Below are 11,051 nucleotides of genomic sequence, written 5' to 3' on the forward strand. Positions count from 1 at the left end.
TGGGCGGGCCCGGTGTCGGGGAGCGGGTCGGTGTCGCCGTAGGTGTCGCCGGTGAGCAGGTCGACGCTGCCGTCGGGGTGTCCGTCGTGGAGGACGGGCAGGAAGAGCGGGCGGAGGGTGTCGGGGCCCAGGCCGAAGGCGTCGTGGCAGGTGGTGAGGATGTCCTCGAAGCCGGAGCGGGCGAGGTCGAGTTTGGCGACGGCGATGGCGCGTGGGATGCCTTCGGCGGCGCATTCGCCCCAGAGCGCGCGGGTGGGGGCGGTGACCGGGTCGGTGGCCGAGACGACGAAGACGGCGGCGTCGGCGGCGTGCAGGGCGGCGCGCAGGTCGGCGGTGAAGTCGGGGTGGCCGGGCGGGTCGATCAGGTTGATCTTGACGCCCTTCCATTCGAGCGGGAGCAGGGAGAGCTGGACGGAGCGCTGCTGCTGGTGCTCGATCTCCTCGTGGTCGGAGACGGTGGTGCCGTCGGTGACGCGTCCGGCGCGGCCGGTGGCGCCGGCGGCGAGGGCGAGGGATTCGGCGAGCGTGGTCTTGCCCACACCGCTGGAGCCGATGAGGACGACGTTGCGCAGGTCCCGGGGGCCGGTGACGGTGGGCGCCTGGCCGGCGCGGGCCGTGCTGCGGTCGGGCATCGGGGTCTCCTCCCGTCGCGCCGAGGCTGTCTTTGGCAGTTTAGGGTCGGGTCCGGTCCGGCGCGTGTCGTATCACCGGCCGGTGATCGCACGTGTGTGCGACGTGACGGGTGTGCCGTCCGGCGGTGCGTGCGCCGGAGCGTGTCGTCGGCGTGGCTACGATGGGTGCGCCGGGCGTGCTCATTCGTCCGGCCGCCTGCCGCGCGTGCTGCGCCAGGCGGGTATCTGGGAGATCGGAGCGGCTGGGAAGGCCATGCTCAACAAATACGCGCGTGCCTTCTTCACACGTGTTCTGACCCCGTTCGCCGCGTTCCTGATCCGGCTGGGCGTGAGCCCGGACGCCGTGACGCTGATCGGTACCGCCGGTTCGGTGGCCGGTGCGCTGGTGTTCTTCCCGCGCGGGGAGTTCTTCTGGGGCACCATCACGATCACGCTGTTCATCTTCTCGGACCTGGTGGACGGGAACATGGCCCGCCAGCTGGGCCGGAGCACCAAGTGGGGCGCGTTCCTCGACTCCACGCTGGACCGGGTCGCGGACGCGGCCATCTTCGGCGGCCTGGCGATGTGGTACGCGGGCAAGGGCGACGACAACCTGCTGTGCGCGGTGGCGATCTTCTGCCTGGCGAGCGGCCTGGTGGTGTCGTACACCAAGGCGCGGGCGCAGAGCCAGGGCCTGCCGTGCGACGTGTCGGGGCTGGTGGAGCGGGCCGAGCGGCTGGTGGCCAGCCTGGTGGCGGCCGGGGTCGCGGGCCTGCACAAGTTCGGGGTGCCGTACGTGGAGTGGCTGCTGCCGGTGGCGCTGTGGCTGGTGGCGGCGGGCAGCCTGGTGACGGTGTTCCAGCGGATGCTGACCGTGCGCCGGGAGGCGTTCGAGGCCGACCGAGTGGCGGCCGGGAGCTGATGGGGGGCGTCCTGCGGTGACGGACCGACTGGTGTACTGGGCGTACGCGCTGGGGTGGGCGGTGCTGAAGCACCTGCCGGAGCCGGTGGCACGGGGGCTGTTCGACCGGCTGGCGGACTACGCGTGGCGCAGGCGCGGCAAGCGGGTGCTCCAGCTGGAGGCGAACCTGCGCCGGGTCCGTCCGGAGCTGGACGAGGCCGCGCTGCGGTCGCTGTCCCGGGCCGGGATGCGGTCGTACCTGCGGTACTGGATGGAGTCCTTCCGGCTGCCGGTGTGGAGCCGGGCCAGGGTCGCCCGGGACGTCCAGGTCGAGGGCTTCGAGCACCTGCGGGGGGTGCTGGAGGCCGGGCGGGGCGCGGTGATAGCCCTGCCGCACATGGGCAACTGGGACCTGGCGGGCACCTGGGTGGCGCAGCAGGGCTATCCGTTCACCACGGTCGCGGAGCGGTTGAAGCCGGAGCGGCTGTTCGACCGGTTCGTGGCGTTCCGGGAGGGCCAGGGCATGGAGGTCCTGGCGCTGACCGGTGGCGGGGTGAACGTGATCGGCACGCTGGCCCGGCGGCTGCGCGAGGGGAGGCTGGTCTGCCTGGTGGGGGACCGGGACCTCTCGGACGCGGGCATCGAGGTGTCGTTCTTCGGTGAGGCGACCAGGATGCCGGCCGGTCCGGCGGCACTGTGCCAGCGGACCGGGGCGGCGCTGCTGCCGGTGACGCTCTGGTACGACGGCCCCGTGCTGCGGGCGCTGATCCACCCCGAGGTGGTGGCGCCCGAGGAGGGCGATCGCAAGGCGAAGACCCTGGCGATGACCCAGGCGATGGCGGACGTGTGGGAGCGGGGGATCGGCGAGCACCCGCAGGACTGGCACATGCTGCAGAAGTTCTGGCTGGCCGACCTGCCGGCCCGTGAGACGGTGAGGGGGACGGCCGCGAAGGAGTCTGCGCAGGCCCGGTCCTCCGAGCCCGCGGCCGAGGCCTCCGGGGCCTGAGCCCGCCCGTACGACCTGCCCGAAGGAGCTTGAGGAACCCGTGAAGATCGGCATCGTCTGCCCGTACGACTGGGACGTCCCCGGCGGGGTGCAGTTCCACATCCGGGACCTGGCCGAGCACCTGATCGGCCTGGGCCACGAGGTGTCGGTGCTGGCGCCGGCCGAGGACGACGAGGCGCTGCCGCCGTACGTGGTCTCGGCAGGGCGGGCGGTGGCGGTGCCGTACAACGGGTCGGTGGCGCGGCTGAGCTTCGGGATCCTGTCGGCGGCGCGGGTGCGGCGGTGGCTGCACGAGGGGCGCTTCGACATCCTGCACGTGCACGAGCCGGCCTCGCCGAGCCTGTCGATGCTGGCCGCCTGGTCGGCGACCGGGCCGATGGTGGGCACCTTCCACACCTCGAACCCGCGCTCGCGGGCGATGATCGCGGCCTCGCCGATCCTTCAGCCGGGCCTGGAGAAGATGCGGGCGCGGATCGCGGTGTCGGAGTACGCCCGGCGCACCCTGGTGGAGCACCTGGGCGGGGACGCGGTGGTGATCCCGAACGGTGTGGACGTCGGCTTCTTCGCGGACGCCGAGCCGGACGAGCGCTGGACCGGCGGTGCGGCGTCGGGGGAGCCGGGCACGATCGGCTTCATCGGCCGGATCAACGAGCCGCGCAAGGGCCTGCCGACGCTGCTGGCGGCGCTGCCGAGGATCCTGGCCGAGCGGCCGGGGGTGCGGCTGCTGGTCGCGGGCAAGGGCGACGAGGAGGAGGCCGTCGCGGGCCTGGCGCCCGAGGTCCGGGCGCAGGTGGAGTTCCTCGGGATGGTGTCCGACCGGGAGAAGGCGCGGCTGCTGCGCAGCGTGGACCTGTACGTGGCGCCGAACACCGGCGGCGAGAGCTTCGGGATCATCCTGGTCGAGGCGATGTCGGCGGGCGCGCCGGTGCTGGCCAGCGACCTGGACGCGTTCAAGCAGGTGCTGGACGGCGGGGACGCCGGCGAGCTGTTCCCGGTGGAGGACGCGGACGCGCTGGCCCGTACGGCGCTGCGGCTGCTGGGGGACCCGGCGCGGCTGGAGGAGCTGCGGAAGGCGGCCTCGCGGCACGTGCGGCGGTTCGACTGGTCGACGGTCGGCGCGGACATCCTGGCGGTGTACGAGACGGTGACGGCGGGGGAGGCGGCGGCGGTCGAGGAGGACGTGCGCAGCGGTCGGCGCGGCCGGTTCGGCCTGGCCCGGGACTGATCGGCGGCGTTAGGGTCGGGCGACCGCACCACCGTCATCCATGGGGGCAACCGATGCCGCAGATTTCCGTCGACTACTCGGCCGGCCTGGCCGGGGACTTCGACCGTCGGGGGCTGGGCCTGGCGATCAACCGGCTCGCGGAGCGGACCATCGACGCGAAGCCGGAGTCCTGCAAGACGGTGTTCCGGCCGAGCGAGGAGCTGGTGGTGGGCACCAGCGGGATCGCCGGCGACGCCCAGGTGTACGTCGAGTTCCAGATCTTCCCGGGGCGTACGCCGGAGGCGAAGGCGGCGCTGAGCGAGGGCGTGCTGGCGCTGCTGGCCGAGCACGTCCGGCCGAAGCCGGGCACCCGGCTGTTCACCGCGGTGAACATCGCCGAGATCGACCGCGAGGCCTACCGGAACGCGACCGCCCAGGGCTGAGGCCAGGGCCGAGCTCGGGGCCGGGATCGTGACACCCGGTAACGTAGCGGCCCGTGACTACCTGGATCTGGGCCGGCGTGGCCGTGGTGCTGTTCGGCATGTACCTGAGTTGGACGGCCGGCCGGTTGGACCGGCTGCACGCCCGGATCGACGCGGCGCGGGCGGCGCTGGACGCGCAGCTGGTCCGTCGGGCCTCGGTGGCGGTGGAGCTGGCGACGTCCTCGCTGCTGGATCCGGCGGCCTCGCTGCTGCTGTTGGACGCGGCGCACGCGGCCCGGCAGGCCGAGGACGATCAGCGCGAGGTGGCGGAGAGCCAGTTGAGCCTGGCGCTGCGGGCGGTGTTCGAGGAGCCGGAGCAGGTGGCGGCGCTGGTGGCCGAGCCGGGTGGCGAGGACGCGGTTCGTGATCTGACGGCCGCGGTGCGCCGGGTGCCGATGGCCCGCCGCTTCCACAACGACGCGGTACGGGCGGCGCGCGCGGTGCGCGAGCACCGGCTGGTCCGGTACTTCCGGCTGGCCGGGAAGGCGCCGTTCCCGATGGCCTTCGAGATGGACGACGCCCCGCCGCCCGCTCTCACGCCCGAGGGCGCGCCTGCTTAAGGTGTCCCCCGGATACGGCCCGTTTGTCGTGTCCCGTCGTCCGGGCTGGACTTGGTGGCGCATGGAGGGGTCACCCGGTCTGCCTACCATAGGGCGATAGCACTGATTCATCTTCGAGTGAGGTCTCACGTGTCCACCACCCCCACCACCGCAGACCAGCCGCAGATCGGCACCGCCCGGGTCAAGCGCGGCATGGCCGAGCAGCTCAAGGGCGGTGTGATCATGGACGTGGTCAACGCCGAGCAGGCCAAGATCGCCGAGGACGCCGGCGCCGTGGCCGTCATGGCGCTGGAGCGGGTTCCGGCCGACATCCGCAAGGACGGCGGCGTGGCTCGGATGTCCGACCCGAACATGATCGAGGAGATCATCGAGGCGGTCTCCATCCCGGTGATGGCGAAGTCCCGGATCGGCCACTTCGTCGAGGCCCAGGTCCTGCAGTCGCTCGGTGTCGACTACATCGACGAGTCCGAGGTGCTGACCCCGGCCGACGAGGTCAACCACTCCGACAAGTGGGCCTTCACCACCCCCTTCGTCTGCGGCGCCACCAACCTGGGCGAGGCCCTGCGCCGCATCGCCGAGGGCGCGGCCATGATCCGCTCGAAGGGCGAGGCCGGCACCGGCAACGTGGTCGAGGCCGTTCGCCACCTGCGCCAGATCAAGAACGAGATCGGCCACCTGCGCGCCCTGGACCACAACGAGCTGTACGCCGCCGCCAAGGAGCTGCGCGCCCCGTACGAGCTGGTCAAGGAGGTCGCCGAGCTCGGCAAGCTGCCGGTCGTGCTGTTCTCCGCCGGTGGCGTGGCCACCCCGGCCGACGCCGCGCTGATGCGCCAGCTGGGCGCCGAGGGCGTCTTCGTCGGCTCCGGCATCTTCAAGTCGGGCGACCCGGCCAAGCGCGCCGCCGCCATCGTGAAGGCCACCACCTTCTTCGACGACCCGAAGGTCATCGCGGACGCCTCCCGCAACCTGGGCGAGGCCATGGTCGGCATCAACTGCGACACCCTGCCGGAGACCGAGCGCTACGCCAACCGCGGCTGGTAGCCGCCCCCTACGGTGCCGGCCCGCCGCAGCGCCTCGGCGCTCGGCGGGCCGCGCCGCGCACTTCCGTAGCAACGATCGATTGAGGTTGAAGACCGTGAGCACTCCAGTCATCGGCGTCCTCGCCCTGCAGGGCGACGTCCGCGAGCACCTGGTCGCGCTGGCCGAGGCCGACGCGCTCGCCCGCCCGGTGCGCCGTGCCGAGGAGCTGGCCGAGGTCGACGCGCTGGTGATCCCCGGCGGGGAGTCCACCACCATGTCCAAGCTGGCGCTGCTGTTCGGCGTGATGGACCCGCTGCGCAAGCGGGTCGCGGACGGGATGCCGGTGTACGGCACCTGCGCGGGCATGATCATGCTGGCCGACAAGATCCTGGACGGCCGTGAGGACCAGGAGACCGTCGGCGGCATCGACATGACGGTGCGCCGCAACGCCTTCGGTCGCCAGAACGAGTCCTTCGAGTCCGGGATCGCCTTCGGCGGCCTGGGCGACGAGCCGGTGCACGGCGTGTTCATCCGCGCCCCCTGGGTCGAGGAGGTCGGCGCGGACGTCGAGGTGCTGGCCGAGCTGCCCGCCGCGGACGGTCCGGACAGCCGGATCGTGGCCGTGCGCCAGGGCAACCTGCTGGCCACCTCCTTCCACCCGGAGCTGACCGGCGACCACCGCGTGCACGCCTACTTCGTGAAGATGGTCGAGGAGCACCTCGCGGGCGCGTAGGGCGCCGCAGGCCGTGTGCGCCTCACCGGTGACGACACCGGTAAGATCTCATCTGTTCATTTCCCTTTGGCGACGTAAAGGAGCTGGCGATGTCCGGCCACTCTAAGTGGGCTACCACCAAGCACAAGAAGGCCGTGATCGACGCCAAGCGCGGCAAGCTCTTCGCCAAGATGATCAAGAACATCGAGGTGGCGGCGCGCACCGGCGGTCCCGACCCGGCGGGTAACCCGACCCTCTACGACGCCATCCAGAAGGCGAAGAAGAGCTCGGTCCCGATCGACAACATCAACCGCGCCGTCAAGCGCGGTGGCGGTCTGGAGGCCGGCGGTGCCGACTACCAGACCATCATGTACGAGGGCTACGGCCCGAACGGCGTCGCCGTCCTGATCGAGTGCCTCACCGACAACCGCAACCGCGCGGCCTCGGACGTGCGCGTCGCGATGACCCGCAACGGCGGCTCGATGGCCGACCCGGGCTCGGTGTCGTACCTGTTCACCCGCAAGGGCGTCGTGATCGTCCCCAAGGCGGACGGCGTGGACGAGGACAAGCTGTTCGAGGTCGTCCTCGACCAGGAGCCGGAGGAGATCAACGACCTCGGCGACTCGTTCGAGATCGTCTCCGAGGCCTCGAAGATGGTCGCCGTGCGCACCGCGCTGGTCGACGCCGGCGTCGACTACGACTCGGCCGAGGCCAACTTCCTCCCGAGCATGCAGGTCGAGCTGGACGTCGACGGCGCCCGCAAGATCCTCAAGCTGATCGACGCGCTCGAGGACAGCGACGACGTGCAGAACGTCTTCGCCAACTTCGACATCTCCGACGAGGTCGGTGCGCAGCTCGACGCCGAGTAACGGCACTGGGTGATCGTTCTCACTGCCCGGCCCGGTGGTCCAAGGACCGCCGGGCCGGTGTCGTCGGCGGGGTTGTCGGACCCTGGCGGTAGCCTTCGCAGGTCGCCCGCCATGGGCTGAGGAGTGCCGGCACGGGCCGGAGCGCGGCGGCGGGCGGCGATCGACGAGAGGCGGGGCGTGAGGTGCGGGTACTGGGTGTGGACCCGGGGCTGACCAGGTGCGGGGTCGGCGTGGTCGAGGGCACTCCGGGCCGCCCGCTGCGGATGGCCGGGGTGGGTGTGGTGCGCACTCCCGCCGACGCCGAGATCGGGCAGCGGCTGCTGCTGGTCGAGCAGGGCCTGGAGCGCTGGCTGGACGAGCACCGGCCCGACCTGGTCGCGGTCGAGCGGGTCTTCGCGCAGCACAACGTCCGTACCGTGATGGGCACCGCCCAGGCCAGCGCGGTCGCGATGCTCTGCGCCACCCGGCGCGGCATACCCGTCACGCTGCACACCCCGAGCGAGGTCAAGGCCGCCGTCACCGGCTCCGGCCGGGCCGACAAGGCCCAGGTCACGGCCATGGTGCAGCGCCTGCTGCGGCTGGACGAGCCGCCCAAGCCCGCCGACGCGGCCGACGCGCTGGCGCTGGCCATCTGCCACATCTGGCGGGGCGGGGCGACCAACCGGCTGGAGGCCGCCGTCCGGGCCGCCCGCTCCGTCCCCGGCTCCACGCGTTTGAAAGGAACCATCCGGTGATCGCCTTCGTGCAAGGGCCCGTGGCGGCCATCTCCTCCGGCCTCGCGGTGGTCGAGGTCGGCGGGGTCGGCATGGCGGTGCAGTGCACCCCGAACACCCTGGCCGGCCTGCGGCTGGGCGAGCCGGCCCGGCTCGCGACCTCGCTGGTGGTCCGGGAGGACTCGCTGACCCTGTTCGGCTTCGCGGACGACGACGAGCGCGCCGTGTTCGAGATCCTCCAGGCCGCGCCGGGCGTCGGTCCCAAGCTGGCGCAGGCGATCCTCGGCGTGCACAGCCCCGACGCGCTGCGCGCCGCGGTGGCCGGCGGCGACGAGAAGGCGCTGGTCGCGGTGCCGGGCATCGGCAAGGCGAAGGCGGCCAAGCTGCTGCTGGAGTACAAGGACAAGCTGGGAGCCCCGCACGGCGCGGTGCCCGCGCAGAAGCCGATCGCGAGCGGCCCGGCGCCGTGGACCGAGCAGCTGCACTCCGCGCTGACCGGCCTGGGCTACGCCCCGCGCGAGGCGGACGAGGCGGTCACGGCCGTCACGCCGGAGGCGGAGGCGCAGGGGACGCCGGACGTCGGCGCCCTGCTCCGGCTGGCGCTGCGCGGTCTCAACCGCGCCCGCTGAGTCCACCTGACGATCTGTCCGTTTGTCGACTCTGGAGACTTTGGAGCCCGCGAGGATGTACGACCCGGAACCCGTGGACCGGCTGGTCACGGCCGCCGCCGACGGTGAGGACCAGGCGGTGGAGGCGGCGCTGCGCCCCAAGCTGCTGGACGAGTTCATCGGCCAGGAGCGGGTGCGCGAGCAGCTGTCCCTGGTGCTCCAGGCGGCCCGCAAGCGCGGCAGCGCGCCCGACCACGTACTGCTGAGCGGGCCTCCCGGGCTCGGCAAGACCACCCTGTCCATGATCATCGCGGCCGAGCTGGGCGCCCCGATCCGGATCACCTCCGGCCCGGCCATCCAGCACGCGGGCGATCTCGCGGCGATCCTCTCCTCGCTCACCGAGGGGGAGGTGCTCTTCCTCGACGAGATCCACCGGATGTCCCGTCCCGCCGAGGAGATGCTCTACATGGCGATGGAGGACTTCCGGGTCGACGTGATCGTCGGCAAGGGCCCGGGCGCCACCGCCATCCCGCTGGAGCTGCCGCCCTTCACCCTGGTCGGCGCCACCACCCGGGCCGGTCTGCTGCCGCCCCCGCTGCGCGACCGCTTCGGCTTCACCGGGCACATGGAGTTCTACGCCCCGGCCGAGCTGCAGCGGGTGGTGCACCGCTCGGCCTCGCTGCTGGACGTCGAGATAGACGCGGCCGGTGCGGCCGAGATCGCCGGGCGCTCGCGCGGCACCCCGCGCATCGCCAACCGGCTGCTGCGCCGGGTCCGCGACTACGCGCAGGTCCGGCACGACGGCGTGGTCACCGCCGGGATCGCCGCCCAGGCGCTGGACGTCTACGAGGTGGACGCCCGCGGTCTGGACCGGCTGGACCGCGCGGTGCTGGACGCGCTGCTGCGACTGTTCGGCGGCGGACCGGTCGGTCTGTCCACCCTCGCGGTCGCCGTGGGGGAGGAGTCCGAGACGGTCGAGGAGGTCGCCGAGCCCTTCCTGGTCCGCGAGGGCCTGCTCGCCCGCACCCCGCGCGGGCGGATCGCCACCGCCGCGGCCTGGCAACACCTCGGGCTGACCCCACCGGTCCAGACCACTCGCGGCAGGTCGACGGCCCAGCCGGAGCTGTTCCCCGCGGACGAAAGTTGACCTGCCTGCGCTGAACGGGTGACACCGTCTGCGGGTTCCCGCTCCGGGTGGGCCAAGTGGCGCACGGAGGAGCCGGGGGCGAAGCCCGGGGAAACCGTACCGGCGGAGGGTCGCCACTTTCGGCGGCAGGATGCGATGCTTGGCGTTGTCCGATCAGTTCGGGGTCGCCTAGACTCCGCCGGACCGCCCCTCTCACCTGACGGGCCGACCCATACCACACAGGCCGCCAGCCGGCGGCCCGTAAAGGACCCTGGCTGCAGTGAACCTCATCATCCTTCTCCCCCTCGTGCTCGTGATGTTTCTCCTGTTCCGGTCGCAGAAGAAGCGCCAGCAGCAGATGAACCAGGTGCAGACGTCGCTGGAGCCCGGGGCGGGGGTGCGCACCATCGGCGGCCTGTACGCCCAGGTGAAGGCGGTGAACGAGGAGACCGTCGAGCTGGAGATCGCGCCCGGGGTGGTCACCCACTTCACCAAGAGCGCCATCGCCGCCGTCCTGGACCCCCAGGAGTACGACGCGATCATCAACGGCCGCCCCGCCGACGACGAGCTGTCCGAGCCGGAGGCCGAGGACGCCGACGCCGCGCCGGTCGAGGACAAGCCGCTGACGCTGACCAAGGACAGCGCCGAGAAGGGCGATGCCGAGGGCGGGGCTCCCGCGAGCAAGTAGTACGGCCGGGCAACCCGCCCGGTCGCGCGGCACAGCGCCGCGAGCCCACAGGACCTCAGGGCCGCAGAGCCGCCAGGCCCCCCGTTCAGCCACGAGCCGGACGGGGGGCCGGTCGGGGACGTGGCATGGACAGGGAGAAACGAGCAAGGTGGCAACACCCAAGTCGCGCCCGCGCGACGGCTACCCAGGGCGGGCACTGGCCCTCATCCTGGTCGTCACCGTCGGACTGGTCGCCCTCATGTTCGGGACGGGCAACACCAAACCCCGGCTCGGAATCGACCTCGCAGGCGGCACCAGCATCACGCTGACCGCGAAGTCGACCGACCCCAAGGCGCTCAACAAGTCCAACATGGACATCGCCGTCGGGATCATCGAGCGCCGGGTGAACGGGATGGGTGTCTCCGAGGCGGAGGTCCAGACCCAGGGCTCGGACACGATCATCGTGAACATCCCCAAGGGTGGCGACCGGCAGAACGCGGCGGACCAGGTGGGTACCACCGCCAAGCTGTTCTTCCGCCCGGTCCTGGCCGTGGCGCCCAGCGGCGTGACCG

13 protein-coding genes and 1 pseudogene are annotated in these 11,051 nt (G+C 72.2%); 13 read left to right on the plus strand and 1 reads right to left on the minus strand.

Annotation, left to right across the window (positions count from 1 at the left end):
• Positions 1-632 (minus strand): GTP-binding protein (locus J0670_RS17160; protein ID WP_207812476.1); only part of this gene is annotated, 632 nt, incomplete at its 3' end.
• A 253-nt stretch (positions 633-885) separates the two neighbouring features.
• On the opposite strand from J0670_RS17160, the gene pgsA reads away from it, so the two are divergent.
• The 13 genes and pseudogenes from pgsA to J0670_RS17225 form a co-directional block, all read left to right on the plus strand.
• On the plus strand, positions 886-1,533 hold the full coding sequence (pgsA, locus tag J0670_RS17165; protein WP_207812477.1) for a phosphatidylinositol phosphate synthase: 648 nt from the start codon (positions 886-888) through the stop codon (positions 1,531-1,533).
• A gap of 16 nt (positions 1,534-1,549) precedes the next feature.
• Positions 1,550-2,518, plus strand: a complete 969-nt coding sequence (locus J0670_RS17170; RefSeq protein WP_307806554.1) for a phosphatidylinositol mannoside acyltransferase — start codon at positions 1,550-1,552, stop codon at positions 2,516-2,518.
• 40 nt (positions 2,519-2,558) lie between these two features.
• On the plus strand, positions 2,559-3,743 hold the full coding sequence (locus tag J0670_RS17175; RefSeq protein ID WP_207812478.1) for a glycosyltransferase family 4 protein: 1,185 nt from the start codon (positions 2,559-2,561) through the stop codon (positions 3,741-3,743).
• Between the two features lie 53 nt (positions 3,744-3,796).
• Positions 3,797-4,165 carry a 5-carboxymethyl-2-hydroxymuconate Delta-isomerase gene (locus J0670_RS17180; RefSeq protein WP_207812479.1) on the plus strand — a complete coding sequence of 123 codons (369 nt, stop codon included), beginning with the start codon at positions 3,797-3,799 and terminating at the stop codon, positions 4,163-4,165.
• 98 nt (positions 4,166-4,263) lie between these two features.
• The gene (locus J0670_RS17185; RefSeq protein WP_207812486.1) at positions 4,264-4,764 is read left to right on the plus strand and encodes a hypothetical protein; all 501 of its coding nucleotides are present in this window, start codon (positions 4,264-4,266) and stop codon (positions 4,762-4,764) included.
• Positions 4,765-4,893: 129 nt separating this feature from the next.
• Entirely contained in the window at positions 4,894-5,805 is a 912-nt protein-coding gene (gene pdxS / locus J0670_RS17190) for a pyridoxal 5'-phosphate synthase lyase subunit PdxS (RefSeq protein WP_207812480.1), read from the plus strand.
• 94 nt (positions 5,806-5,899) lie between these two features.
• Positions 5,900-6,517: a pyridoxal 5'-phosphate synthase glutaminase subunit PdxT gene (gene pdxT, locus J0670_RS17195; protein ID WP_207812481.1), complete on the plus strand. Its 618-nt coding sequence runs from the start codon at positions 5,900-5,902 to the stop codon at positions 6,515-6,517.
• An 89-nt stretch (positions 6,518-6,606) separates the two neighbouring features.
• Positions 6,607-7,365, plus strand: a complete 759-nt coding sequence (locus J0670_RS17200; protein ID WP_049651428.1) for a YebC/PmpR family DNA-binding transcriptional regulator — start codon at positions 6,607-6,609, stop codon at positions 7,363-7,365.
• A gap of 182 nt (positions 7,366-7,547) precedes the next feature.
• On the plus strand, positions 7,548-8,099 hold the full coding sequence (gene ruvC / locus J0670_RS17205) for a crossover junction endodeoxyribonuclease RuvC (protein WP_207812482.1): 552 nt from the start codon (positions 7,548-7,550) through the stop codon (positions 8,097-8,099).
• Positions 8,096-8,707: a Holliday junction branch migration protein RuvA gene (ruvA, locus tag J0670_RS17210; RefSeq protein ID WP_207812483.1), complete on the plus strand. Its 612-nt coding sequence runs from the start codon at positions 8,096-8,098 to the stop codon at positions 8,705-8,707. The genes ruvC and ruvA overlap by 4 nt, the downstream gene beginning before the upstream one ends.
• 55 nt (positions 8,708-8,762) lie before the next feature.
• Entirely contained in the window at positions 8,763-9,833 is a 1,071-nt protein-coding gene (gene ruvB / locus J0670_RS17215; protein ID WP_243437132.1) for a Holliday junction branch migration DNA helicase RuvB, read from the plus strand.
• A 259-nt stretch (positions 9,834-10,092) separates the two neighbouring features.
• A complete protein-coding gene (yajC, locus tag J0670_RS17220) occupies positions 10,093-10,500 on the plus strand; it encodes a preprotein translocase subunit YajC (protein ID WP_307806555.1) in 408 nt (135 codons plus the stop codon).
• 148 nt (positions 10,501-10,648) lie between these two features.
• A pseudogene (locus J0670_RS17225) lies at positions 10,649-11,051 on the plus strand (protein translocase subunit SecD); the annotation flags it as partial.

It is taken from the genome of Streptomyces sp. FH025 (assembly GCF_017427025.1).
GTDB lineage: Bacteria > Actinomycetota > Actinomycetes > Streptomycetales > Streptomycetaceae > Kitasatospora.